The 24,383-nt window shown below is 59.8% G+C and carries 20 protein-coding genes; 11 read left to right on the top strand and 9 right to left on the bottom strand.

The window, feature by feature from the left end:
• Nucleotides 1-12: 12 nt before the first annotated feature.
• The gene (locus tag U5A67_RS11420) at nucleotides 13-933 is read left to right on the top strand and encodes a LysR family transcriptional regulator (protein ID WP_321814086.1); all 921 of its coding nucleotides are present in this window, start codon (nucleotides 13-15) and stop codon (nucleotides 931-933) included.
• Between the two features lie 7 nt (nucleotides 934-940).
• Here U5A67_RS11420 and U5A67_RS11415 read toward each other — a convergent pair whose 3' ends face one another.
• Nucleotides 941-1,429 carry a helix-turn-helix domain-containing protein gene (locus tag U5A67_RS11415; protein ID WP_321814085.1) on the bottom strand — a complete coding sequence of 163 codons (489 nt, stop codon included), beginning with the start codon at nucleotides 1,427-1,429 and terminating at the stop codon, nucleotides 941-943.
• 172 nt (nucleotides 1,430-1,601) lie between these two features.
• On the opposite strand from U5A67_RS11415, the gene U5A67_RS11410 reads away from it, so the two are divergent.
• Entirely contained in the window at nucleotides 1,602-2,774 is a 1,173-nt protein-coding gene (locus U5A67_RS11410; RefSeq protein ID WP_321814084.1) for an MFS transporter, read from the top strand.
• Nucleotides 2,775-2,832: 58 nt separating this feature from the next.
• Here the strand turns inward: U5A67_RS11410 and U5A67_RS11405 are convergent, their stop codons facing one another.
• Nucleotides 2,833-3,432, bottom strand: coding sequence for a TetR/AcrR family transcriptional regulator (locus tag U5A67_RS11405; RefSeq protein ID WP_321814083.1), 600 nt, complete (start codon nucleotides 3,430-3,432; stop codon nucleotides 2,833-2,835).
• A gap of 366 nt (nucleotides 3,433-3,798) precedes the next feature.
• Here U5A67_RS11405 and U5A67_RS11400 point away from each other — a divergent pair, with 366 nt between their 5' ends.
• Genes U5A67_RS11400 through U5A67_RS11390 form a run of 3 tightly spaced genes read left to right on the top strand, consistent with a single transcriptional unit; the run spans nucleotide 3,799 to nucleotide 9,598 of the window.
• Entirely contained in the window at nucleotides 3,799-4,914 is a 1,116-nt protein-coding gene (locus U5A67_RS11400) for an efflux RND transporter periplasmic adaptor subunit (protein ID WP_321814082.1), read from the top strand.
• On the top strand, nucleotides 4,911-8,090 hold the full coding sequence (locus U5A67_RS11395; protein WP_321814081.1) for a multidrug efflux RND transporter permease subunit: 3,180 nt from the start codon (nucleotides 4,911-4,913) through the stop codon (nucleotides 8,088-8,090). Before U5A67_RS11400 ends, U5A67_RS11395 begins: the two co-directional genes overlap by 4 nt.
• Complete coding sequence (locus U5A67_RS11390; protein ID WP_321814080.1) at nucleotides 8,087-9,598, top strand: efflux transporter outer membrane subunit; 1,512 nt, start codon at nucleotides 8,087-8,089, stop codon at nucleotides 9,596-9,598. Before U5A67_RS11395 ends, U5A67_RS11390 begins: the two co-directional genes overlap by 4 nt.
• 54 nt (nucleotides 9,599-9,652) lie before the next feature.
• Here U5A67_RS11390 and U5A67_RS11385 read toward each other — a convergent pair whose 3' ends face one another.
• Entirely contained in the window at nucleotides 9,653-10,012 is a 360-nt protein-coding gene (locus U5A67_RS11385) for a hypothetical protein (RefSeq protein WP_321959695.1), read from the bottom strand.
• 305 nt (nucleotides 10,013-10,317) lie between these two features.
• Between U5A67_RS11385 and U5A67_RS11380 the strand changes: the two genes are divergently transcribed.
• Together U5A67_RS11380 and U5A67_RS11375 are read left to right on the top strand one after the other, a co-directional pair.
• Nucleotides 10,318-11,136: an isocitrate lyase/phosphoenolpyruvate mutase family protein gene (locus U5A67_RS11380; RefSeq protein ID WP_321814078.1), complete on the top strand. Its 819-nt coding sequence runs from the start codon at nucleotides 10,318-10,320 to the stop codon at nucleotides 11,134-11,136.
• A 36-nt stretch (nucleotides 11,137-11,172) separates the two neighbouring features.
• Nucleotides 11,173-11,436 carry a DUF1272 domain-containing protein gene (locus tag U5A67_RS11375; RefSeq protein WP_321814077.1) on the top strand — a complete coding sequence of 88 codons (264 nt, stop codon included), beginning with the start codon at nucleotides 11,173-11,175 and terminating at the stop codon, nucleotides 11,434-11,436.
• A 16-nt stretch (nucleotides 11,437-11,452) separates the two neighbouring features.
• On the opposite strand, the gene U5A67_RS11370 is transcribed toward U5A67_RS11375, so the two are convergent.
• Nucleotides 11,453-12,667 carry an MFS transporter gene (locus U5A67_RS11370; protein WP_321814076.1) on the bottom strand — a complete coding sequence of 405 codons (1,215 nt, stop codon included), beginning with the start codon at nucleotides 12,665-12,667 and terminating at the stop codon, nucleotides 11,453-11,455.
• A gap of 279 nt (nucleotides 12,668-12,946) precedes the next feature.
• Here U5A67_RS11370 and U5A67_RS11365 point away from each other — a divergent pair, with 279 nt between their 5' ends.
• Both U5A67_RS11365 and U5A67_RS11360 read left to right on the top strand, forming a co-directional pair.
• A complete protein-coding gene (locus U5A67_RS11365) occupies nucleotides 12,947-13,438 on the top strand; it encodes a TetR-like C-terminal domain-containing protein (protein ID WP_321814075.1) in 492 nt (163 codons plus the stop codon).
• Between the two features lie 136 nt (nucleotides 13,439-13,574).
• Nucleotides 13,575-14,147: a TetR/AcrR family transcriptional regulator gene (locus U5A67_RS11360; RefSeq protein ID WP_321814074.1), complete on the top strand. Its 573-nt coding sequence runs from the start codon at nucleotides 13,575-13,577 to the stop codon at nucleotides 14,145-14,147.
• Between the two features lie 63 nt (nucleotides 14,148-14,210).
• Here the strand turns inward: U5A67_RS11360 and U5A67_RS11355 are convergent, their stop codons facing one another.
• Nucleotides 14,211-14,495, bottom strand: a complete 285-nt coding sequence (locus U5A67_RS11355; RefSeq protein ID WP_321814073.1) for a hypothetical protein — start codon at nucleotides 14,493-14,495, stop codon at nucleotides 14,211-14,213.
• Between the two features lie 109 nt (nucleotides 14,496-14,604).
• Nucleotides 14,605-14,949, bottom strand: a complete 345-nt coding sequence (locus tag U5A67_RS11350; protein ID WP_321814072.1) for a hypothetical protein — start codon at nucleotides 14,947-14,949, stop codon at nucleotides 14,605-14,607.
• Between the two features lie 250 nt (nucleotides 14,950-15,199).
• Here U5A67_RS11350 and U5A67_RS11345 point away from each other — a divergent pair, with 250 nt between their 5' ends.
• Both U5A67_RS11345 and U5A67_RS11340 read left to right on the top strand, forming a co-directional pair.
• Nucleotides 15,200-16,000 (top strand): phosphodiesterase, encoded by an 801-nt coding sequence (locus U5A67_RS11345; RefSeq protein WP_321814071.1) that lies wholly within the window; start codon nucleotides 15,200-15,202, stop codon nucleotides 15,998-16,000.
• Between the two features lie 1,065 nt (nucleotides 16,001-17,065).
• The gene (locus U5A67_RS11340) at nucleotides 17,066-18,370 is read left to right on the top strand and encodes a replication initiation protein (RefSeq protein ID WP_321814070.1); all 1,305 of its coding nucleotides are present in this window, start codon (nucleotides 17,066-17,068) and stop codon (nucleotides 18,368-18,370) included.
• A gap of 83 nt (nucleotides 18,371-18,453) precedes the next feature.
• Here the strand turns inward: U5A67_RS11340 and U5A67_RS11335 are convergent, their stop codons facing one another.
• Genes U5A67_RS11335 through U5A67_RS11325 form a run of 3 tightly spaced genes read right to left on the bottom strand, consistent with a single transcriptional unit; the run spans nucleotide 18,454 to nucleotide 21,403 of the window.
• On the bottom strand, nucleotides 18,454-19,587 hold the full coding sequence (locus U5A67_RS11335) for a hypothetical protein (protein ID WP_321814069.1): 1,134 nt from the start codon (nucleotides 19,585-19,587) through the stop codon (nucleotides 18,454-18,456).
• Nucleotides 19,584-20,714: a ParB/RepB/Spo0J family partition protein gene (locus U5A67_RS11330; protein ID WP_321814068.1), complete on the bottom strand. Its 1,131-nt coding sequence runs from the start codon at nucleotides 20,712-20,714 to the stop codon at nucleotides 19,584-19,586. The genes U5A67_RS11335 and U5A67_RS11330 overlap by 4 nt, the downstream gene beginning before the upstream one ends.
• A gap of 11 nt (nucleotides 20,715-20,725) precedes the next feature.
• Nucleotides 20,726-21,403: a ParA family protein gene (locus U5A67_RS11325; protein ID WP_205982098.1), complete on the bottom strand. Its 678-nt coding sequence runs from the start codon at nucleotides 21,401-21,403 to the stop codon at nucleotides 20,726-20,728.
• Between the last annotated feature and the right edge of the window lie 2,980 nt (nucleotides 21,404-24,383).

The raw sequence follows: 24,383 nt of genomic DNA, 5'->3' as shown, positions 1-24,383 counted from the left end.
CGGGCAAACACCGTGGACCGACTCGAAGCGATGGAAATGCTGCTGGGCGCGGTGGATGCGGGCAGCCTCTCCGCCGCCGCGCGCGAGTTGAAGATTCCCGTGACCACGCTCACGCGCAAGGTTGCCGATCTCGAAGAGATGCTCGGCACGCGCCTGTTGATCCGCACCACGCGAAAGATCACGCTGACCGATGCCGGCGCAGCCTATGTTGCCGCCGCGCGCCGCATTCTCGATATGGTTCGCGAGCAGGAGCACGAAGCCACTGGCGAATTCACTTCCGCGCGCGGGGAACTGGTGGTGACCGCGCCGGTGCAACTCGGGCGCCTGCACGTGCTACCGGTGATCAATCAATTCCTTGCGCAATATCCCGACATCACCGTGCGCCTGCTGCTGTCCGATCGCAATATCGACCTGATCGATGCCCATGCGGATCTGGCTGTGCGGATCGGCGAACTGGCCGACAGCAATATGATCGCCACGCGAGTCGGTTCGCTGCGGCCCATTCTGTGTGCGAGCCCCGCTTTCCTGGGCAGGCACGCGGCACCGCATGACCCGGCGGAATTGCCGAAATCTGCGTGTGTGGTTTTCAACAGCCCTTATCTTTCGCCTTGGCGCTTTCGGCTGCCATCGACCGGCAAACTGCTGACGCTCGAAGTCAAGGCGCGACTGGAAGTGACCGCCCCCGATGCGGCCGTTAGCGCGGCGGTGGACGGCGTGGGCATCACGCTGGTCTTCGAACACGATGCCGATGAAGCGCTCAAAGCCGGGCAGCTAGAGATCCTGCTTCCGCAGTTCGAAGTGGAACCTGTGCCGATTCATCTGGTTCACGTTTCCAGAAATCTTATGGCACTGAAGCTGCGCAACTTTATCGATTTCGCTGCGCCGAAGCTGCGCCAATCGCTATCGGGTTTCGGCAAGCAACAGAAAAGCTGATTGGCGTTCAATCGTCCGCATCGCCAAGAACCCGCACATTGCGGGTTTCTATCGCCGCATGCGTCGCGCCGGTGGCGCCCGGCCCCGGCGCGAAACGCACATCCTGAAAGCGCAGCGCGCGTCCATGCGCCCCTGTTACGCCCATCATATCGACGGGTTCGCCGCTCGCCTCCTCGACAAGCGCGATGGGCGCACGTCCATCGACGGCCAGCCATTTATCGCCCCATTGCATGAGTGCGACCAGCACGGGATAGAGATCGGCACCTTTCGTAGTCAGCCGGTACCCGAATGTATTTGCGCGCGCCGCCAGCGGGAAGCGTTCGAGAATCCCCAGTTCGATCATGCGTTCAAGCCGCGCGGCGAGCACATTGCGCGCGATACCCAGCGCCCCCTGAAACTCGTCGAAGCGCGTGCTCCCCTGCGTGCATTCGCGAACAATCAATAAGGTCCACCACTCGCCAACCTCGTCGAGCGCGCGGGCTATCGAACAGTTCATTCCATCAAGGCGTTTTCGGTACATGGTGAAGCCGATACTACCTCAAGTTTCGTGACGCAACTTCCCCATTTTCTGGGGAACAGTTACCCGGCGCAGATAGTAGCGTGATGAAACTGCGTTCCCTATAGTTTCGCCACGCAACTTAACAACGCTGTGCTACTGAGGAACCGTCATGGATCGCCGCCTTCTGACCCTTGCGCTGGGCATGTTTGCACTGGGCACCGACAGCTTCGTTTTCGCAGGCATCCTGCCCGAAATCGCCTGCGACTTTCATGTGAGCATTGGTGCCGCCGGCCAACTGATTACAGTGTATGCGCTGAGCTATGCGCTACTCGGGCCAACCATCGCCGCGCTGGCCGCCAACGTTGCGCGCAAGCGCATGCTGATGGGTGGCATCGGCCTGTTCGTCGTCGCCAACCTGGCCACCATCGTGGCGCCGAATATCGGCATCGCGCTGGCTACGCGAGCGCTCGCGGGGCTCGGCGCCGCCATGTTTTCACCGACGGCGAGCGGCACCGGCACGATGCTGGTGCCGCCCGAACGGCGCGGTTACGCGCTGTCGATCATCGTGGCGGGGCTGACCAGTTCGACTGCGTTGGGCTCGCCGCTGGGCGCAGTAATCGGCGGTCTTGCGAGTTGGCACTGGACGCTGGTCTTTGTCGCGGCGCTGGGCCTGGCGGCCTTTGCCGGGATCTGGGCCTTCATGCCGGAGGTGCCGCTTGCACCGGCGATCTCACTGTCGAAACGTCTCGCGCCGCTGGCCGATTCACGCGTGGGCCTGACGCTCACCGCAACCGTGCTCGCACAGATCGGCACCTTCACGATCTTCAGCTATTTCCCGCTTGTGTTCGACCGCGCCACGGGCCATAGCCCGATGGTGCTCGGCGCGCTTCTGGTGCTCTACGGCCTCGCAGGAACGGCATCGAATCTTTTGACCGGCCGCATTCTCGACAAGGTCGGTTCGCGCAAGGTGCTCATTCTGATGCTCGCGGCAGTGGCCGCCGTGCTCTTCACGATGCCGTGGTCCAGCGCCCATCTATGGAGCGCCGCGCTCGCCGTGATCGTCTGGGGTGCCTGTTCGTGGGGCTTTCTCGTGCCGCAGCAGTTCCGACTTGCCAGCCTGAATCCGTCGATGACCGCTGTGCTGGTGGGCCTGAACACGTCGGGCACGTATATCGGCGTGTCGATTGCCGGTGCAGTGGGCGCGGCCGCAATCCCGCTCGTCGGCGGCCATCAACTGGGTTTTTTGTCGAGCATCTCGGTTGTCGTGGCGCTGTTTGTTTCCGAACTGGCGAGCCGGCGCATTGCCTCGGTGGCGAAAACCACCAATGCGGTCGCGGCGTAACCGTCGATTCGTCCCGGCGCTGCCAGCCGATCAGGTCGAAGCGCCGGGACAAAGCGATCTAGCCGTCCACCGGTAAGGCCCGATTGTCAGGCGCATTGGAATTCGACAATAACGCCGCAATGCGCGCCTTCGCTTGCGCAAGAATACGCGCCGACAACTCGCGATCATCGACGATTCGCGAAACCGTGACGGCACCCAGAATCGCAGAGAACACGAACATGGCCGCGCCTTCGTCTGCTGCACCGTTTGCAGACAGGGTGTCGATCAGCGCGCGATAGCCACGCGTTGCGGCGCGGCGCGTTTCGCTGTCCGCGCGGGCAAGCTCGCTGCCCATTGCAATCAACGGACATTCGCCCAGACAGGCTGCACGGTTTTGATCCATCAAAAAGGCCTCGAAATGTTCGATGAACGCCTGTTCTCCATGTTCAAACGAAGCGTCGATCGCGTCGAGCGTCGATGCCATGCCGGCCGCGCAGGCCTCCGCAACCAGATCCTCCTTGGAGGCGAAATGCCGATAAAACCCGCCATGCGTCAGGCCCGCCGCGGACATGATTTCCGCCACGCCGCTCGCATGAATTCCATTGTTGCTGAATACCTGCGCGGCGGCCTCGACGATGCGTTTGCGCGTAGCCGCCGTCTCCGATTTCGACTTCTTCATACCGTTACTCCCCGCTGCACTGGCAGCGTCATTTCATATCTGCTTTCCCCGATGTTTCAGAACATAGTCGCCCGTCTGCCGATCTTGCCGCAGGCTCAGGAGCCTTGACATTCTGGATTATACTCACTATCTTGATCGCAGATAGTTAAGGTTGATCATCTAACGCGGATTTGGGCGAAGGCCGGTAGTGGTCCACACGTTGTCCAGCGCGTTTAACTAATCAGGATTACTATGAATCAGCGTATTGATCAGGCCGAGGAACGGGTTGTCGTACCCGATAGTCCGGCCCATTCCCGCTCCCCGCGTTGGGTAGGCAAAGCCATCGCCGTGGCGGTCCTTGTTGCTGTGGCCGCTACGGCGTGGCACATGCGTGGCTCACATTCGGCAGCGGCCGCAGCACCGCCGCCGCCGCCCGTCGCCATCAGCGCGCCGCTGCAGCACGATATCGAAACGCGGCTTGGCTTTCTCGGGCAATTCTCTGCGGTAAATCGCGTTGAGATTCGCGCGCAGGTTGGCGGCACGCTTACGCAAATCAACTTCAAGGACGGCGATATCGTCCACAAAGGCGACCTGCTTTTCGAAGTCGATCCCGAGCCGTACCAGATCAAGCTCAGCGAAGCGACCGCGCAACGGGAATCCGCCAATGCGCGCCTCGCACTGGCCACGCGCGAGTTGGCGCGTGCGCAGGAATTGCAGCGCGCAGAAGCCGGCACGGTCGAAAACGTCGATCAGCGCGTTGCCGAACAACACGCGGCGCAGGCGGCAGTCGATAACGCGAATGCCCTCGTGCGCGACGCGAAGTTCGATCTCGACCGCTGCGCGATCAAGGCGCCGTTCACTGGCCGCATGGGCACGCACCTCGTTTCGGCGGGCAATCTCGTTTCGGGTAGCCGCGCGGGCAGCAGCCCCACTACGTTGCTTGCGACCATCGTGTCGCTCGATCCGGTCTATCTCGACTTCGATATGAGCGAGAACGATTACGCGGCATTCCAGCAGTCGCGCACCCACCCGCAAGGGCCGCTCGCGGACACGGTCAATATCTCGCCAACCGGCGCGACCGGCTTCACGCGCCAGGGCACGCTCAACTTCATCGACAATGCGCTCGACCGGTCGAGCGGCACAATCCATGCGCGCGCAACGATTCCGAACACCGATCTTTCACTTACGCCCGGCGGCTTTGCGCGCGTGCGGCTCGCCACATCTGCGCCGCAACCGGCGCTACTCGTCCCCGATGCGGCCGTGCTTGCCGATCAAACCGATCACATGGTCTTTGTCGTTGGCCCGGACGATGTCGCCACACCGAAGAAGGTTGAGATAGGCGACTTGCGCGGCGGCTTGCGTGTCATTCGTGCGGGCCTCGTGCCGGCCGACAAGGTGATTATCGACGGCCTGCCCAAAGTGAGGCCGGGCGCGAAAGTCTCGCCGCATGCGGGCACCATTGAGTTCACGTCGTCGCAAGACGACGGCGGAGCCAAATCATGAAACTGACGCACTTCTTTATTGAGCACCCGCGTTTCGCAGCAGTGCTGAATATCTTTGCTGTTCTGGTCGGGCTGATGACAATGTACTCGTTGCCGGTTGCCCAGTATCCCAACATCGTCCCGACAACCATCCAGATCACCACGTCCTATCCCGGCGCTTCGGCGGACACGATCGCACGCACGGTGGCCACACCGCTCGAACAGGCCATCAACGGCGTCGAGAATATGGATTACATTTCGAGCCAGTCGACCGGCAACGGCCAGCTCAAGATCACGGTCATCTTCAAGGTGGGCACCGATGCGAATGTTGCGCTGATGCTCACGCGCAATCGTGTTGAAGATACCTTGTCGCGCTTGCCGGAACCCGTGCAATTGCAGGGCGTTCAGGTGAAAAAGACAATCGAGGCGCTGCTGCTGGGCGTACACGTCTATTCCCCGGATGGTTCGCGCAGCCCCGAATACCTGTCCAATTACATGCTCAAGATCCGCGACCAGATCGCGCGATTGCCGGGCGTGTCGGATTTCCAGTTGTTCGGCGAGCGTCAATACGCCATGCGTATCTGGATCGACCCGGATAAAGCCGCCGCCTACAGCATCAGCGCCAGCGATGTGCTGAACGCGCTGCGTGCGCAGAATGCCCCGGTTTCAGCCGGTGTGCTCAACCAGCCGCCGATTTCAAGCAATGGCGCTTACCAGATCAACGTCGAAGCGTTAGGCCGCCTGACTACGCCCGAACAGTTCGGCGATGTCGTCGTCAAGTCCGATGCCGACGGCCGCGTCACGCGAGTTCGCGATATCGGTCGCGTGGAACTCGGTTCGGTCGACTACGGCTCGAAAGCCTACGCCGACCGCGCCGCAGCTGCACCGTGGTTCGTGGTCGCCACGCCGGACGCCAACGTGGTGCAGGTGGAAAACGCCGTCTGGAGCAAGATGGCCGAGTTGAAAAAACAGTTCCCGCCGGGCGTCGATTACATGAAGATCTACGACCCGACCACATTTGTCGGCCAGTCGATCGAGGAAGTGATCAAGACGATTGTCATTGCGATTCTGCTGGTGGTCGGCGTGGTGTATCTATTCCTGCAGAACTGGCGCGCCACGATTATTCCCGTGGTGGCCATTCCGGTTTCGTTGCTGGGCACTTTCACGATCCTCTCGCTCTTTGGCGCGTCGATCAATAATCTCTCGCTGTTTGGCATCGTGCTCGCGGTGGGTATCGTGGTGGACGATGCGATCGTCGTGGTGGAAAACGTCGAGCGGAATATGGCGCTGGGCATGACGCCGCGCGAAGCCGCGCATCAAACCATGAACGAAGTTTCCACCGCACTCATTGCGATTGCACTCACGCTATGCGCGGTGTTCGGTCCGGCTGCGTTGATGTCCGGGATTTCGGGCCTGTTTTTCAAGCAGTTTGCCATCACCATCGCGGCCTCCACGGTCATCTCGTGCTTCGTCTCGCTCACGCTGAGCCCGGCGCTGTGCGCAGTGCTGCTCAAGCCGCACAACATGGAACGCGCGCACGAACCCGCAACGACCGCGCTCGGCCGCATGCATCATGCAGTTTTCGGCCGCTTCAATTCATCGTTCGAATGGCTCTCCGATCGCTACGGCAAACTCACGGGGCGCTTCGTTCGCGCCACGACGGTCATGCTTATCGTCTATGCCGGCCTGATCGCGGCAACCGGCATCCAGATGGCCAGAATGCCAACGGGCTTTATCCCCGAACAGGACATTGGTTATCAGGCCATTATCGTGCTGCTGCCGCCGGGTTCCAGCCTCGAACGCACGGACAAGGTGGTGCGCGAAGTGAACGATATCGCGCTGAAAACGAAGGGCATCGATCACACGTCGCCGGTGACGGGCTTCGATGTGACGACCGGCACGATTGCGCCGAATGTCGGCACGATCTTTACCGGCCTGCCGTCGCTATATGGCGAGCACGTCCCGGGCGTCAATGCCGCGACGATGCTGGTGACGCTGCGTCAACGCCTGGCGGGTGTGAAGGACGCGGTGGTGATCGTGGTGAATCCGCCGCCGGTTCAGGGGTTGGGCGCAGCGGGCGGCTTCAAGATGATGCTGGAGGATCGCGCCGGAGTCGGTCCGCAGGCGCTCGCTCAGGCGGCCAATGCATTGGTTGGCGCGGCGAACAAGGACAAGGCCTTCGGTGGTGTGTTCACGCTCTACAACGCTGGCGCACCATCTGTCTATGCGGATGTCGATCGACTGAAGGCCGAAAAGGTCGGACTCACGCCAACCGATGTATTCTCGACGATGGAGCTTTATCTCGGCTCGCAATATGTCAATGACTTCAATTATCTAGGCCGCACCTATCAGGTTCGTGTGCAGGGTGACGAAGAATTCAGAAGGACTCCGGATGATCTTGGAAGACTGAAGGTGCGCAATGCGTCAGGCGAAATGGTGCCGATTGGTACGGTGGCGACCTTCAAGGACAACACCACGCCCTATCGTGTGCCGCGCTACAACCTGTACCCAGCTGCGGAAATCATGGGCGCGGCCGCACCTGGAGTTTCGTCGGGCGACGCAATGAAGCGCATGGAGCAACTGGCAAACCAGGTTCTGCCGAATGGTGTCTCGTTCGAATGGACCGACCTCGCTCATCAGCAAGAAGAACAGAAAATGTCGCCGCTGGTGATCTTCGCGGCATCGGCACTGTTCGTGTTCCTCGTGCTCGCGGCCCAGTACGAAAGCTGGAAAACGCCGCTGGCCATTGTACTGATCGTGCCGATGTGCCTGCTTGCTGCAGCGGTTGGGCTGAATATGCGCGGCATGCCTATCGACATCCTGGCGCAGATCGGCTTCGTGGTGCTGGTGGGACTGGCTGCGAAGAACGCAATTCTGATCGTGGAGTTCGCCAAACAAAGACAGGACGAAGACGGCGTCGGCGCGGAAGATGCGGCCACGCATGCTGCCCACGTGCGTTTGCGTCCAATTCTGATGACCTCGCTGGCGTTTATCGCCGGGGTCGCGCCGTTGGCCATTGCAAGCGGTGCGGGCTCGGAAATGCGTCAGTCGCTGGGCACCACGGTTTTCTTCGGCATGCTCGGCGTCACGATCTTCGGCCTTGCGTTCACACCGGCGTTCTATGCGTTTGTGCGTAAGCTCGGTATCAGGAATGCGCGTGCATTGCCGCGCAAACTCAGCAGTGGAGAAGCCAAATGAGTCACTTCCTCGCTAAAACCTCGAAGGCGATAATCGGCAGTCTGATCGTAAGCGCAGCCCTCGTGGGCTGCGCGGTGGGCCCAAACTACGTAGCGCCCCAGACCGACATGGCGCCGTTTCATAACACCGGGGCGGTCGCCAACCGGCAGACGACGCTGCCCGCGCCCAGGCTCGACAAGTGGTGGACCGGATTCAACGATCCGATGCTGGAAAAAGTCGTCCAGCGCGCGCTCGATCAGAATCTCGATCTGCAGGCGGCTATCGCACGGGTGAGTCAGGCACGCGCGGCGGCCCAAGCCGCAGGCGCGCAGTTGCTGCCGACCGTCGATGCCGGTGGTTCGGCCACGGCAGAGCACCAGAGCACGACGAGCCCGCTCGGCACGCTCGCCAGCGCGTTCCCCAACTACAGCCGCGACCAGAAGCAGTATGTGGTGGGCGCGACGGCAAGCTGGGAAATCGATCTCGCAGGCGGCCTGCGGCGCGCCCACGCCGCCGCCCGCGACGAAGAACAGGCGGCGCAAGCTGCACAACTCGGGACCCGCATCACGGTGGCCGCCGATGCCGCCGACGCTTATCTGCAGGTGCGCGGCCTCCAGGCGCAAGTGGCCGTCACGCAGGATCAGATCGATACGGATGCGCATCTGCTCAATCTCGTGCAGGCGCGCAAGCAGGCGGGCGCGGCCGACGAGCGCGAGGTCGCTCAGGCAGAAGCGTTGCTGCGTCAGGCACGCGCGAGTCTGCCCGCTCTGCACATCGCACTCGAGGCGCAATTGAACCGCCTCGATGTGCTGATGGGCGCGCAGCCTGGCACCTATGCGGCGGAGCTCAATACGAACGCCGCCATCATTCCTGAAGTGCCTGCCATCGGCACAGGCGATCAACCGGTCGATGTGCTGCGGCGGCGCCCGGATATCATCGCGGCCGAACGACATCTGGCGGCCACCAACGAAAGCATTGGCGTTGCCATCGCCGAATACTATCCGAAGATTTCTCTTTCGGGCGCATTGGGTTTCGACAGCATTTCGACCAATCATCTGTTCAGCGCCAGATCTTTTGAGCCGATCGGCACGGGTGCGTTGCAGTGGCGGCTGTTCGATTTCGGCAAGGTGGACGCCGAAGTCAAACAGGCGCGCGGCGCCAATGCCGAAGCGCTGGCGCAGTACAAGGAGGCCGCGCTCAAAGCAACCGAAGATGTTGAAAATGCCTTGATGGCGCTGTCGCAGTCGGAAATTCGCGCTCAGGAAGTCGAGCAGGAAGTGACGGCGCTGACCAGGGCGCGCGATCTTTCGGAAAAGGCTTATCGGGCCGGCTCGATCACACTGACCGACGTGCTCGATGCAGACCGGCAATTGCTGCTCGCACGCGATGACCTCGATGCAACCAAAGCCGATGCCGCGCGCGCAGCAGTGAGAACGTTCCGCTCGCTCGGCGGCGGATGGGATGCGCCGCAACCGGTCACGCAACCTGTCGCGCAACAGGCCGCGCAGAAAGCCGTGCCGAAGGGTTGATGACTTGCCTGTTCTGAAGGCTCGCGCCTTCGGAACAGGGAAAATGAACTCAACTCAAGTGAAGCGCTGGCTCCGGATGGCCGGCGGCAGCGGATGACGCGATGTCGAGAATGACGGTTCCATTGGTGTATTTGGACTACTACCTATTTTTGTCCATGCACGCATTTGTTCGATGGGATTCGAGCTTTCCACCACATCGTATCCCGCACTGGTAAGCCGATATTCTGCGGCTGTCGTGCATTCGGTCACGAGACCCATATCTTTGAGTAGTGCTAGATGCAACCTGATTTCCGGCCAGCTATGATTTCCCTGCTTGCCCACTCCGGTTTCAATATCCTTGCAGCACTGCGTTGGTTTTTCGTCATCCTGCATGAATGACAGTATTGCGCTCAAAAGCGTGGCGTTCCTGCGCATGGTTGACCTCTATAAGTGGCCTGCCTGAGTCTCACAATACACCGCCAGCGCAGAAGATGCACACGATCGAAGACGAATAACGTCGCCACCAGGGAAAGCACTAGATTATGAACATACTCCCTATTTTACGGGCGAAAGAACGTCTGTGAATGTATAAGCTCCCCATTTTATGGGGAGCAGTTATCCGGTTTCGACAGTAGCTCGAAGCGGCGTCACTTCGTATAGTTGCTTGAAGAAACTTAGTGACCGTAACAGATTTTCTGACGGTTATTTTCCCGGTAGATCATTGAAATCAGGAAGGCATCATGTCTATTGCAGACCAGTTCCGCCAGCTTCACGATAACTCGACGCCGCTTCGGTTACCCAACGTCTGGGACGCGGGAAGCGCACGTCTTGCCGAAGCGCAAGGCGCCCACGCGATCGCCACCACCAGCGCGGGCTTTGCGTGGGCACTGGGGTATCAGGACGGCCGCGTTTTGCCGTTCAACGAAGTCGTTGCCAGCGTGCGGCGCATCGTTCGCGTATTGAATGTGCCTTTGTCCGTCGACATCGAGAATGGCTATTCCGACGATCCGCAAACGGTGGCGCATCACGTCATGCAACTGGTCGAGCTGGGCATTGCGGGCATCAATATCGAGGACGGTCGCGACGCGCCTTCACTGCTGGCCGAAAAAATTCGCGCTATTCGGGAAGCCGTTTCAAAGGCTGGTGCCGATCTATTCATCAATGCGCGTAGCGACGTGTTTCTCGCCAACCTCGTCGACAAGCTCAGACAAGCGGACGAGGCAATCGCGCGCGGCGATCTCTACGCGGCTGCGGGTGCCGACGGCCTGTTCCTCCCCGCGCTCGCCAAGCCCGCCGATATCGCTGCAATCGTCAGCGCGATTACCGTGCCGCTGAACGTGATGGCCGTGCCAGGCCTTCCCGATGCAGCAACGCTCGGACAACTCGGGGTTCGCAGGCTGAGCGCCGGTGGTGCGATTTCGCAGATCGTACTGCAAACGGCGAAAACATGGATGCAGGAATTTCTACAGAACGGCCGTTCGGATCGACTCTATGACAAGGCCTTGCCGTATGCTGAGATTCAAGCCCTGTTCGCCGGGCGCACCGCGCAGTCAGTTTGAATCGCGCATAACAACGCTTTCAAAGGAAAACGGATCATGCTCCAACTTCGCCCCGGATGCGAATGCTGCAATAAAGACCTGCCGCCTGATTCGACGGATGCGCGCATCTGCTCATTCGAATGCACGTTTTGCAGCCATTGCACCGATCAGGTCCTGAACGGCATCTGCCCGAATTGTGGCGGAGAACTGGTGACGCGCCCTCGCAGGCCGGCGGATAAGCTCGCAAAGTTTCCGGCCTCGACCGAACGTGTTTTCAGGGAGAACTGCAGCGCTAAGGTTAGCGAAGACAGCGTGGACTGAACACGCTGCCTGAACATCATTGCAGCTTGGGCCTGGCACTTCGCCCCGCGCTGCTGGCAACAAGCGTCATCGAGGAAAGCACGACCAACACGAGGCCGTAGGCATCCGTGGTTGCGCGCAAGCCAATCACATGCGCCAGCGTCCCTGCGAGAATCGCCGGAATGCTGAATGCCAGGTAGCTCAGGATATAGAACGCGGCCATTAGCCCGGCACGTTCGTGTGACTCCGCAAGCGGCATGACGGAACGCAATGCCCCTTGAAATGCAGCGCCAAAACCCGTTCCGGCGATGGCCGTGCCCGTAAAAAAGACGCCTGCGCTTTCAGCGTGGACGCCCGCCAGCGTGATAAGCAATCCCACCACCAGCGCCGAGGCACCGAATCGCAACACGTACACGGTATCGAGTTTGCGCAGCGCCAGAATGGCGGCAAATCCGCCCATGGTCAACGCAAATACAACCCAGCCACCTATCGTTGCATCTGCTGTACCGATCACCGCGCGGGCCAGCGTCGGCCCCAGCGACAGATAAAAACCGCCTAAAGCCCATACGGCGATATCGACAGGCGCGACGCGCAACATGGCACCACGGGCGGCGCGCGGAATGTTCACGCGAGGAATCAGTGCTGCAATGGCGCCCGGCACGCGGCTTATCGTTTTGGGCAGAGCAATGGCGAACGCGGCCTCGATCAAGAGCATCGCAATCAGCGCGATAAAGATCGATTGCATGGGCCACGGCGCATACGCGACCAGCATGCTCGCCCCCAATGCACCCGCGCCCATGCCGCCAAGCGAAGCGAGTGCATTCACCAAGGGCCCGAGCGTGCGGCTTTCATCGAGAATGGCCGCGCCCAATGCACTGGTTGCCGCGCCGGTTGCGAAGCCCTGCACGACGCGCGCCGCGATCAGCATGGAGGCGTTGTGCGATTCGACGAACACCAGCATCGCAACGATCTCCAGCAGGACGCTGCCCACAATCACGGGCCGCCTGCCGATGTGATCCGACAACGAACCCGTCGTAAGCAATGCGACCAGCAGGCTGAATGCGTAGCTGGCAAAGACCAGCGTGAGCATCGCCGGCGAGAAGCCAAACGCATCCTGATAGAGCCGATAAAGCGGCGTAGGCGCGCTGGACGCGCCGAAGAACGTCGCGACGGTGAGCGCGTAAATCGAAAGTGCGCCCCATTTGCGCGAAGCGCTGGGCGTCGCAAGGGTCGTTATCTGTTCTGCTGACATGGGTCTCTCCGGCTGTTAACGCAACAAAATTGCTTTAGTGGATTCTGACTGAAGCCGATCCTTAATGCAACTTTTTAGCTTTAGTGGCATACTGCCGGACGATCGGCGCATTTCGCGTCGGCGATCGCGGCAACAAGCAGAGAACAGGCAGGAGTCAAAGCAATGGTGGTACGTGAAGGCTTGCGGCCCGGCGGGCGCAGCGCACGAGTGCAGGAGTCCGTGCACAACGCGGTGAAGACGCTTTTGACGGAGCTATCGCGCGACGAGATCACGGTCGCGATGATCGCCCAGCGCGCCGACGTCACGCCATCGACAATCTATCGACGCTGGGGCGATCTGCAATCGCTGCTTGCCGATGTCGCCGTCGAACGCTTTTACCCCGATAGCGTGCCGGCCGACACAGGCTCGCTCAGAAGTGACCTGGAATCGTGGGCGCAGACGTATCAGGAAGAGATGACTTCGTCGCCGGGCCGCGCAATGATCCGCGACGTGCTCGCCGCCATGGAGGCCGACGGCAGCGGACCAGCATGCCAATGCGCAGATATCGTGCGGGCGCAGGTACAGGTGATATTCGATCGCGCGCTGGCCCGCGGCGAAGCCATTCCGGCGATGCATGACGTGCTCGATCAAGTCATTGCGCCCGTCATGTACCGGATGCTGTTCGACAATCTGCCGCTCGATCCCGGCTTCGCGCGCCACTGCGCCGGCGCGTTGCTCGATACGTTTGTGCGTGACCGTAATTGCCGAAAAAGCCGTACCCAGAAGGCCTGAGCAAAAGCCAATGCGCTGAATTGCCCATTTTTCCAGGGAACATAATCGCGCGCCTAGACTGGACGATGGCCCCTGCGGAGCATAGTCATGTGGATTATCATGGCTATCCTCAGCGATCATTGCCCAGGAGGGAAACATGGGATCTTCCCAAGCAGAAAAAGCGGAATCGCATCAGCGTATTGTCGATGTTGCAGCACGCCGCTTTCGCGAACTCGGTCTGGAAGGCATCAGCGTCGCCGACATCATGAAGGAAGCCGGCATGACCGTCGGCGGCTTTTACAAGCACTTTGCCTCGCGCGACGATCTAGTGGTCGAGGCGATCGCGGCCGCTTGCGAGGAAATGGAAGCGTCGGTTCTGACCGCGCAACCCACGTTGAAGAAGAGCATCCAGACGTATCTCTCGGAAGAGCATCGCGATAACGTCACCGGCGGCTGCCCAATTTCGGCGCTGGTCAACGATGCCGCGCGCAGCACGGATGGCGCGCGCGAGGTCTATACCGAACGTCTGGAAGGCAGTCTCGCGCTGCTCGAAAGCCAGATGCCTGAAGGCACCGAAGGCAACCTGCGCGCGAAGGCCATGCTGATTTACAGCGCCTATGTGGGTGCGCTAGGCCTCTCGCGCGCGGTCTCCGATCCCAAGCTTTCACGCCAGATTCTGAACTCCGTTTCGGCCGAGTTGATCGCCCTCTTCCCCGCCAGAAAGTCGTGAGATTCCGGCGCCCGGTCAACGGTGCATCGGGCTGCATTCCGGGCGAGTCGCACGAGCAGCCGATCAACCCGCGCCAGGCTTGGCGGCTTTGCTACGCGCGAGCAACTGCCGAATGCGCAGAAGGTGCAGGTCGCCCACGGAAGTGTGCGTGGACTCGCCTTCGATTGCGCGGCGCTGGACGGGCGGCCACGCGCCCAGATACCGGCACAGCGCGGAGACAAACGGCCGACGCCCGCCCTCGGACAAACGCTTCATAGCCGCCCGCACGCGCTCCGCGCCCACGTTCGCCATCAGCCAGTCCAGATTCTCGCGATCCTCGGCATTCACAATGCGGATAAGCGATTCCATGTGACCTCCATACTGGATGCATGCACATACTGTTAATTTATACAGTATTTTGCGCATGCGCAAGCACGGTGTCGCTGGCAATCGATAGTGGGCGGCCCCTGCGCCCTGGCTAGCCTTCCTGCGCGATATCGGCGATCTGGTACACCCGCGCGTTCAGCACCGGAAGCTGCGGCGGCTCCTGCGCGATGCCCCAAGCGCTCAGCAAGCCCTGGAAGCAAGGCGCCGCAATGCCGGCGCGCGGTTCCGGCAAAGCGGCGCCGGTCGATCGATAGCGAGCCAGACCTCGCGCGCCGGCCGTCACCCGAACGGCCGCACCGTGGCGGATGGCATAGCGAATCACGTCCGAAGCTTCACGCGAATTCATCAACCCCGACGCGACGATTTCACTGACCGACGCGCTTTCGCGTTGCGCCAGCCAGCTCAGCAATGTGAGCGCACTTGCGTGGACTTTCATGCCTGACCTCTCCCCTGCGGTCTGATTTTGCTTATTTGATTGTTCTGTCCATGACGAAGGTTTGAGGCGCGCGGTATCCGCCTTCTTGGGCCTTCGGGTCGTCGTTGCGTTGCTGGTATGTCGCCAGTGTGGCTCTACAAAACAGTTATCGGTCTGGCTCAGCGGGAGCTTTAATCGGCTCGTGGGATGGCCGTTCGGCGCGAGTCCATTTTTGGCCGATTAATGCCGATTAATCGACAAAAGGCGTTCCATGATTGTGATCGCGCAGGTTTCCGATATACACGTCCGCCCGCGCGGGCGGCTGTATCAGGATTGCGTCGACTCGAATGCGATGTTCGCGGAGGCCGTCGAAACGCTCAATCGCCTGAACCCTGCGCCGCAACTCGTGCTGATCACCGGCGACCTGACTGACGAGGGCGTTCCCGAGGAATATGCCATGCTGCGCGAACTACTCGTGCCGCTGAAGCAGCTATACGCGGTCATGCCGGGCAATCATGACGATCGGGCGCATCTGCGGAGTGCATTCGGCGACCAGCCCTGGCCGTCACGTGAAGGCGAGCTGAACTTCGGTACCGACGTCGATCAGGTGCGAGTCCTGGCGCTGAATACCACGGTTTCGGGACTTCACCACGGCGAACTCTCTGAGGCTACGCTGCTCTGGCTGGAGCGTGAGCTTGTGGCCTGCACAGGGAGACCGGCGGTTATCGCCATGCATCACCCTCCGTTCACGACCGGGATACCTTATCTCAATCTCTACGGCCTGCGGCCGCCGGAAGCGTTAGGCGTTCTCCCCGCGAAACACGCTCACGCTGGCAGGATCATTGCCGGACACGTGCACCGGTCGATGCATACGCGCTTTGGAGCGGTTCCCATCGTGACTTGTCCCAGAACCACGACGCAGATCGCGCTGCGCCTTCACGGGGGTGTAGAGGCGGCTTCATTGCTGGAACCACCGGCGTTCATGCTTCATCACTGGAGTGATGCGTGGGATAGCGCGGTATCTCATCTGTGCTACATCGGCCAGTTCGAAGGACCATTGCCGTTCGCCTGAGCGTCGATTCCGGCGACAATCTGCATTCGTCGATGGACCCATCGACGTTCACTTTCGCGCTTCGAAACCGGTCGCAGTCGATGGCGTAACAAGGGTGAATGCGCATGGTCTGCGGACAACGCTGCGGGACTGGATAGGTCAATCCCTATGGTTCAGTAGCCGAAATGCGCTTGAGGTGAACGTCTATGGTTTTCAGATGTTTACGTTTTCTCTGCCAACGACGGGCCGTTTACGTGTTTTCAGTTAACACGTTTACACCCTTTAATAGTTTACGCATCCAGATCCCTTACCTGGCTTGGCTTTCAGAGGGAAAAGGTCAACGCGGATGGTTCGTTGGGTGCAAGCGCATGGTTCTATAGGTTAACGAACATGGTTTCCATGGCGAATGCCTATGGTTCGATACGTCAACGCACATGGGTCAAAGGCCAACAGCTATGGTTCGCGGGGCTTTCGGGGCCTGCAAAACGGTCTGTTTCGCGTGCCCGATCGACCCCGTTCTGCTCCAATCTTCGCGCTATGGGTGCAAAGCTATGGTTCTCCCCTCTCTGGCAAAAAACCAGGGTGTTACCTTCAATAACGCCAGCATATTATTGATTTTTATAGGCTAATTTATAACACCCCGCCACGCGTAGGGCAGCATACGAAAGGTCAAAGGATAACGGCCATGGTTCTTGAGGTGAAAGCCTATGGTTCGTTTGCCCGGCTTTTCGCATGATTGGTCAACGGCTATGGTTCCCAGACACCTGTTTCTGCCAATAGATCGTGCAAATCGGCTTCAGGTGAACGCCTATGGTTCTGGTGACAGCCAAATCCGCGATTTTCAGGCACGCGGAACTCACTTAGGGTGAATGCCTATGGTTCAGAATCGCTATATGAGTGAGCGCTTGCTAACTTATAAGTTATTGTTTTATAAGTCTTTTCTATAAAGACGTACCATGAAAATCTTCAGGTGAACGCGTATGGTTCAGTCAGAACGGCACTTCGCGAGGTAATTTCCGCAGGGTTGAAGGTGAACGCGGTACAGTGTATTGTTACCCCGAATTGCCCTTCCGACCTGAAGCTACTGTGCCGAAGAAGAACGAGACAAAAACCGACCCGACTCAGATCGCCCTCTTCCAGATCCCCGAGTTACCGGAGCCTTTCCGGAAGGCTGTACCTGCTGTACACATCGCGCCCCAGGCGGGACCGATTTCGTTGCAGCAGGCGAAGATGTTCAACGCCCTGATCAAGAACGCGATCGAACAGAACAAGGAAGGTGAACGCGTATGGTTCGAATACACGGTCGGCGATCTGATTTCCGACGTCGGCCTGAACACGAAGAACCGTGACTACGTGAAGGCGACGATCAACTCGCTGGTCGGCTTCGTCGTCAACTGGGATCACCTGTCGGGCAAGCCGGAATGGAACGCCAGCGGCCTGGTGGCCGGCGCGAAGTTGTCCGGGTCCATCCTGAAATACCAGTTTTCCGAGAACATCCGCGAGATCCTGATGAATCCGCGGATCTACGCGAGCATCGATATGCGTATCGCTCGCGAGTTCAAGCGTGGCCATTCGCTGACCTTGTGGGAAAACGTCGTCCGGTATGAAGGCGTGGGCCGTACGCCACGCCTGAGCGTCGATACTTTGCGCGACTTGCTGTTAGGCATGGACTGGAAGCGCGGTTCCTACGCGCAGTACAAGACGTTCAAGAGCCGCGTGCTGTTGCCGGCGCTCGAAGAGATCAACCGCATTGCCGATCACGAGGTCGAACTGCAGGAATTCAAGGTGGGCCGCACCATCGCTGAAGTCCAGTTCACGATCAGCGGCAAGGTGAAGCCAGAGTTGTTGCAGGAAGACGATCTCGATCTGCTCGGCGCGATCACGAAGCTGGATATTCCGCTGACCGAGGCGCGCAAGCTGCTTGCCGAGCACGGCGCGGAAGCCATCCAGAAGGCCCTGAACTACACGGAGCAACGCTTGAGCAAGAAGAACGCTCAGCCCGTGGAGAACGTCGGCGCGTATTTCCGCAAGGCATTGCTGGGCGGATGGCAGATTGAGGAGCCCAAAGGCAGCGCGTCGCGCAAGGTCGTCGCAACGGAATCGCGCCAGGAGCAGGCCGAAGACCAGTTGCTCGCGAAACTGCAGGCGTTCCGGGCTGGCGAAGCGAAGGGCTATTTCAATGAGCTCGATGCGGATGAGCAGACCGCCTATGTTTCGCGCTACAACGAGCAACAGCCCGCGACGCCGTTGAAGCTGTCGGCTGGCAAGAAGCCGAAGAAAGCCGCGGAGGCGGCGTTCTTCAACTGGCTCGCCGAGCAGGTCTGGGGCAAGCCGACGGACCGCGATCTCCTGAACTTCCTGCTGACGAACGCCGCGTCTGGCGCGAAGTAAGCGGAGCGGCAGGTAGACGGCGCGCAAGGCGTCGTTTGCTGCCGGTTCGTATCACAGACCTCCCAGGCCGCCGTTCACGCCCGCTACCCGACCGCCCGATGTGTCGCCAGCAAGAGTTGCGGGCTGGTCGCGGCAATCTGCCGACGCAAGGTCAACGCTCTGCCCTCGCTGCATCCCAGCAGTCGCACAATCTCCGAAATCGAGTTGGTCGCAGCGCCGGATTCGAGCGCGTCGCGTAGCACCCTTTCCTCTTCCTCGTCGCTACGCATGAGCGTGCTGTTGCTCATTGCCGATGGCGCAGTCTCTACATGCGGGATGCGGGTTTGAGCCGTGTTATTCAATGGCTCGGAATCGTTCGCTGCCGGCTGGGACATGTTGTAGATCATCGCCAGCGGCTTCGGTGCGGGACTGTCTGCTGCAAGGTGAAACGCCTCTTTCGGCAGCTCGGGTTGTTCCGCCTGGGCCTGCTCCTGTCTGGGCCGCGACAAGGCGACGTACCAGGAAAAGCATGCGATGCTTTCGAGAAGCCACCCGAAGAAGATCGCCATCGCGAGGTCGATCGTCGTCGCCGGCACGCCCAGCCAGAGCGACAATTTCGTCGATACAGGGTCGCCGCGTTGTGAGTCCTGACGCGCAATCGCGTGGGCACGCTCCGCGGCCGTGCGGTCGTTGTCTCGCTCGACGCGCCGCGCCTGATCCAGTTGCCCCTTGATCGAATCGAGCTGACTGCGCAGCGTTCGGCGTCGCACGTCCAGCGCGCGGCAATCGTCATGGCACTTCGCCAGCGTCGACTGGTTCAGCGACCCTTCGACGCGCGCCTGCTGACGCAACAGCGCCGAGATCGCCTTGCTCGTGGTCAGGTCCGCGGGCGCGGCGCCTGGCACCGTCACCTGCCCCGCCCGGACGTCGCCGGCATGCTGCTGCGCCGCCAGGAAGAACGTGCCGTGCGTGTAGCCCGTCGACACCATGGCCGCAGCCCACAATCCGTACGCGACGATGCGGATTCCGTGGCGCGCGCCGTGCGTCATGGCCGGGATCAAATGAGCGCCGAGCAGCAGCGACAGTCCAACGGTCACCCAGATCAGCTGTTCGGCCTCGGTGCCGCCGCGCTCGCGGCCGGCCATCCACGTGATGGCGATGGACGCGCTGGTCGCGACGGCGGCGAGACCCAGCGCGAGCCGCCGCGTGCCCGATGAAATGCCGAGGGTAGCCGTCATTGCGCGTCCGGCTCGTCGCTGCCCGGCTTCGACGTGACGAATCGCTGCAGCGCCTGCTGGATGGCTTCCTGCAGCCGGTCGCGAACGTCGATCGGCAGCCCGGAAACGCGCAGATCCAGACGATCTTCGCCATAGGTCTTTAGGCTACCGACGCTCTCGCCGCTCGGCAGACGGAAGTCCACGCGGCGATTGAAGACCGGGCGCGAATTGGCCTTGCCGCCCGCCGACGCGGCCTTGAGACCGGCGATCGCCGCCTGCACGCGCTTGATGGCGTAGTCGCCATTGGCGATGTGCTCGATCAGCTTGGCGGTGGCGGCTTCGTCGTTACCGCTGACGGCCCAGTAGCGGCCCACCTCATAGGCCTTGCGCAGGCCCATCTCTTCAGCGGGGATCGCGACCATGAGTTCGAGCAGATCTTCGGGAAGATCTGCGAGCGACAGCGTCTTGGAAATCTGCCCTTCGGCGATCCCCAGCACTTCTCCTAGCTCGCGCGCACTTTTGAACGTGCCATCGGCCAGCATGCCTTTCCACTTGATCGCGTCGTCGAACGGCGTCTGATCCTGCTTCGTGACGTTGAGGTCGTACGACAACTTGTAGCTTTGTACGCCGAGCGGCACATCGACGACCAGTGCGATCACGTGCGGGCTTTTCAGCGCCTCCAGCGCACGCCAGCGACGACCGCCATCGGTGACAAAGTAGTAGCCGGGATTGTCGTAGTCGGGAGTGACGTGAATCGGCTGTTGTTGCTTATGTTCCGCAATGTTTGCGATTAATTCCTGAAGTTGTGTGGAAAGATAGAAGTGCCGCGCGTTGTAGCGCGACGACTTGAGTTTTCCAACAGGAATCTCGATGTTCGTGCCCGGACGATAGGCATTCGCTTCGCACCATTGCCGATATTCGCTGCTTGCCGTGCTGAGATCGCCAGTCAGAACCTGAAGCTGCGGTTCGACGGCGGACGCTGCAACGGGCGCGACGACGGGGGCGATCGACGCATGAGCCAGAGCGCGTCGCGCGTGATCGAATTTCGACGGCGTTTCCCGAAGCTGTGACAGACCAGACGTCTGCTCGCTGACGGTCTCGACGGTGCGTTGACGCCCGAAAGCCTGCTTGAGTTTGTTCGAACCCATAACCGTCTCCTTTATGCCGTGAGCCGTTCGACTTCGACTGCGAGCTTGCGCGCTTCATCGGCTGCCGCGCGATAGCCCACCGATTTGCTGGCAAAAATGGTCTGCCCCAACGCGTAGGCATGGGTGTGCAGCTCGCGTCTGGCGATCATGGTCTTGCACAGCGGATAGCCGAGTTCCTTGATCGCGTCCTTCGTGAACTGCAACTGCAGACGCTTGTTGGAAACCATCGTGAGCAGAAGCGAGAATTTCAGGTCGGGACGTTCGTCCTGGGCGACGCGAATTTCCTTGACGATGCCTTGGGTGGAGTGAAGATCCGCGAGCGACGCCTGCAGCGGAACCAGTACCAGGTCGCTGAGAAGCAGGAGCGCGCTCATGCTGATTTCCAGCGTCGGGCGGCCATCGATGACGATGTAGTCGAAATCGAACTGCCGGCGCTCCAGCTCATCGCTGATATCGATGCCGGGCTGCGCGAGATTAAGGTACGGAACCTCAATAGGATTCGCCTCATCGGCTTGTCCATACCAACCTAGCAGCGTGTTCTGCGGATCGTAGTCGACCAGCAGGACGCGTTTGCCGGCGTCATGGAACGCTGCTGCAAGACTCATCGCTGTGGTGGTCTTGCCGCTTCCTCCCTTTTGATTCGTCACCAGGACGATAACGGCCGGGTTGGGATTCTTTTTCGACGCCATAAGCAGCCCCTAAATAGTCAGTAAAAACTTTGCACGTGCACAGTTCGAGAACCGAAAAACTTTGCACGTGCAAAGTTTCAGGACGATTCGATAACGATGCTGCAGATAATTTTCGAATCCTAGCAGAACATTTGGGAATTGCGAATTGATTCAAGGTTTTTCGAGATTATCTGCGGGGGGAACTTTGCACGTGCACAGTTTTGGGCGATGCGACGGCAGGTTATCGATGATGCGGGTCTGTTGGCGAGATATGTCAATCGGGTTGGGATGTCGGGGCGTGGGGGATGGCTTTGATGGGAAGGGGCGATTGGTTATGGTCGGTGAGTAAGCGGAGAGCTTTGATTGGAAGGTGATCTAACGTGCTTGCGATGAAGGCTCACTCGCCTGAGAGTTGTGGCAGGGCGACGGGGGCTTTTCTGGTGTGCCAGTGTGCTAGGTAGTCAACTTTGCACGTGCACAGTTTTTAAGGCGCAGTGCTTTTGTGGCCGTGATCGACTGGCTGAGCCTGAACTAGTCCGCTTCTGGGTTGCGCCGATTCGACCGACTGGCTGGATAGAGTTGCCTTGACGCGGAAGCGCATCACCATTTGCCGAGCGTCATTTCGGATGCGTAAGCACGAGTGTCTGACCGTTGCGGTGTGCGTCGGCGGCGCGCTGAATAGAGATGAGCCGTGCTTCGCATCGTGCCGAAGCAGTCTCGAGGCTAGCGATGGGAGATTGCGCGACTCCGTACGCGATGTTACTGACGAGGTTGGACGCGGAAGCGTCGGCCGGCGAGACCACCTACCGTCGCCCTACGCGCGACCCACGCCGATAAAGTCTTCGCCAGTTTGCCTATACGCTTGTCGCGCCGCTAAGTACGTTTTCAACGTGCGACCAGCGCTGGTGTTTCGCTGACTGCACTTTCTGGCTTGTCGGCCCGCTCGACCTTCCGCTGTGCGTGACAATCCGAGGCGGCTTCAGCACTTCATGCATGTGATCGAGGCCGGTTCTGATCGTAGCTCCTGGATGTTGCCGTTAGACATGGTTGCGCGGCGATATCCGTCCTGCGTTGATATTCTTTCTCAACAATAAGCCGGCGGGCCTTGGCTGGATGCCACGTCGAAACTTTGCACGTGCACAGTTCGATGCCCGCGAGCCTGCCATTTCGAGTTTTGGATCGGTCGCGCACGGGGATCATCGGCGCAAGGCTTTTAATCTGCCGGCGCCTCGCCTCAGAGCCTGTTCGACTGCACCGACGGCTTGTCGCTTGATCTTGGCCCGTTAGCGGTTTCTGCGAGTTTGATAAGCGCAGCGGCCTAGACTCTGGTTTCACGCACAGGCATCAGTGCTTGAGACGTCGCGTGAGCTTTTATCGGCGAGGATGTATGGGTGCCGATAGGCGCTATCGGCTTCAGTGGCCTTCGATCCGGCCTAGCACCGCGGGGAAAACTTTGCACGTGCACAGTTTGATCGATTGGCGTCGCCCTCGTCGGTCCGGAGCGAGATGAAACACTCGGATCTTGGTTGCCGGACAATATCTGTCGCGAGCTCAGTTGCCCCCTCATCAGCGGCGTCGCGTCGTTGAGGCGGAACGAAGATTCTGATCCTTCTGATCCACGAGAGAGACACTCAAAGGCACCTTAATCGTGACGAGCAACGCAACGGCTCGCGTGCATGACCTCCGACGCACAACTCAACGGCTCGCGCAGCGAGCGCGATAAAGGCCGCTGGAAAACTTTGCACGTGCAAAGTGTGTGATGCGCTTAGTGGATTGGCGAATACCACAGCGCCCAACTTGCGAGAGGGCCACAACGATAGTCCTCTGACCCCGAAGCCATACTACTCACGCGGAGTTCACCCGCGCGCCGTAGAGAATCGACTTTCATCGTCCGTCTGAAGCCGCCGAGCGCGCCCAGATTGAGCGCTGTCGCCTTTGATGCGGAGTGATCGTTGTGCAATACAGAACCGGTGACTGTTCGATGCCGTAGAGCTGGCTTCACCTACGCCGGAACGCTCTGCGGACATTCCGCAGCGAGCCTGCCGTCAAAACGTTGCCGATCGGTAAAGCTGCAGGGTAAGGCGCCTGCCGCTGACGTGTCCTGCACCCCTGCATCGTAGCCCCGCACTGGCTCAGAAAAGACGACGTAGCATTGATCGCGTCCCGATATCAGCGATGCATACCTGCACCTATGCAACTAACTGCCGATGCATACCTGCTCCCACACTCGCGCCAATCGGCGCCAATACTTTGGCTCACAGCACCAGGCTTGACGTTCGCAAGAACTGCCTGCCAAAAACAAAACAACCCAACACAAACCGAATCAAACCAAACCGATTTAGAACCGCACCGCTTAGCAACTACGGACACTTCGCAGCCGGGTAGGGCAGCGGCGAACACACTTCCGATCCCGACGCCACGGACCCAGCCACGTAGATGGCACAAGCAGCGCCTACATCGACGTCTGCGCCATAGGTGGCCTTGAAATCCCGGTCAAACAGCCTGATTGACCGAGCGCGAACCATCCAGCCGTGAAACAACCGCTAAAAATAAACTTTCCTCATAAGCCACTGTTAATAAAGGATATTTTCATAAAGGTGCCAGAGTGTTTCACGTTTCGACCCTAACGATCGTTACAAAATCCACCCAAACCCGCCTAAATTCGAGCCCAAATCATACGAACGCATGGTTTGTATGATTCATTACGTAAATCGTAGTCTTTGAATTTCTACCGAATTCACGCAACCCAACTCATCCTCCAACCCGCACCCGCCGCCCCCCACCTGGCCCCTCAAAATTTTGACCCCGCTGAGTATCAAGAAAATCGTGATACACGATCTGTGCGCATTTTCTGCCAGGCCGAAAGGCCGTAATTCAAAGCGAAAGCGCGCACGCCGTTTTTCTCATCAATCACGCTTTTTCACGGGATCTACATGCTTATCAAGAACGTAGCTGTTAGCTTGCCTTCGAAGGTCGTCACGAACGAAGAAGTTGTTGAAAT

Source organism: Paraburkholderia sp. J69-1, assembly GCF_905220255.1.
In the GTDB taxonomy this organism is placed as follows: Bacteria; Pseudomonadota; Gammaproteobacteria; order Burkholderiales; family Burkholderiaceae; genus Paraburkholderia.
Note: the sequence above shows the minus strand (reverse complement) of the source record. Positions and strands in the feature narration are given on the sequence as shown.

Excerpts from the sequence above, each read along its gene's own strand:
- U5A67_RS11345 (WP_321814071.1), top strand. The coding sequence starts at position 15,200 with ATGATTGTGATCGCGCAGGTTTCCGATATACACGTCCGCCCGCGCGGG.
- U5A67_RS11395 (WP_321814081.1), top strand. The coding sequence starts at position 4,911 with ATGAAACTGACGCACTTCTTTATTGAGCACCCGCGTTTCGCAGCAGTG.
- U5A67_RS11405 (WP_321814083.1), bottom strand. The coding sequence starts at position 3,432 with ATGAAGAAGTCGAAATCGGAGACGGCGGCTACGCGCAAACGCATCGTC.
- U5A67_RS11380 (WP_321814078.1), top strand. The coding sequence starts at position 10,318 with ATGTCTATTGCAGACCAGTTCCGCCAGCTTCACGATAACTCGACGCCG.
- U5A67_RS11385 (WP_321959695.1), bottom strand. The coding sequence starts at position 10,012 with ATGCGCAGGAACGCCACGCTTTTGAGCGCAATACTGTCATTCATGCAG.
- U5A67_RS11390 (WP_321814080.1), top strand. The coding sequence starts at position 8,087 with ATGAGTCACTTCCTCGCTAAAACCTCGAAGGCGATAATCGGCAGTCTG.
- U5A67_RS11325 (WP_205982098.1), bottom strand. The coding sequence starts at position 21,403 with ATGGCGTCGAAAAAGAATCCCAACCCGGCCGTTATCGTCCTGGTGACG.
- U5A67_RS11370 (WP_321814076.1), bottom strand. The coding sequence starts at position 12,667 with ATGTCAGCAGAACAGATAACGACCCTTGCGACGCCCAGCGCTTCGCGC.
- U5A67_RS11355 (WP_321814073.1), bottom strand. The coding sequence starts at position 14,495 with ATGGAATCGCTTATCCGCATTGTGAATGCCGAGGATCGCGAGAATCTG.
- U5A67_RS11400 (WP_321814082.1), top strand. The coding sequence starts at position 3,799 with ATGCGTGGCTCACATTCGGCAGCGGCCGCAGCACCGCCGCCGCCGCCC.
- U5A67_RS11365 (WP_321814075.1), top strand. The coding sequence starts at position 12,947 with ATGATCGCCCAGCGCGCCGACGTCACGCCATCGACAATCTATCGACGC.
- U5A67_RS11415 (WP_321814085.1), bottom strand. The coding sequence starts at position 1,429 with ATGAACTGTTCGATAGCCCGCGCGCTCGACGAGGTTGGCGAGTGGTGG.
- U5A67_RS11335 (WP_321814069.1), bottom strand. The coding sequence starts at position 19,587 with ATGACGGCTACCCTCGGCATTTCATCGGGCACGCGGCGGCTCGCGCTG.
- U5A67_RS11360 (WP_321814074.1), top strand. The coding sequence starts at position 13,575 with ATGGGATCTTCCCAAGCAGAAAAAGCGGAATCGCATCAGCGTATTGTC.
- U5A67_RS11375 (WP_321814077.1), top strand. The coding sequence starts at position 11,173 with ATGCTCCAACTTCGCCCCGGATGCGAATGCTGCAATAAAGACCTGCCG.
- U5A67_RS11350 (WP_321814072.1), bottom strand. The coding sequence starts at position 14,949 with ATGAAAGTCCACGCAAGTGCGCTCACATTGCTGAGCTGGCTGGCGCAA.
- U5A67_RS11410 (WP_321814084.1), top strand. The coding sequence starts at position 1,602 with ATGGATCGCCGCCTTCTGACCCTTGCGCTGGGCATGTTTGCACTGGGC.
- U5A67_RS11330 (WP_321814068.1), bottom strand. The coding sequence starts at position 20,714 with ATGGGTTCGAACAAACTCAAGCAGGCTTTCGGGCGTCAACGCACCGTC.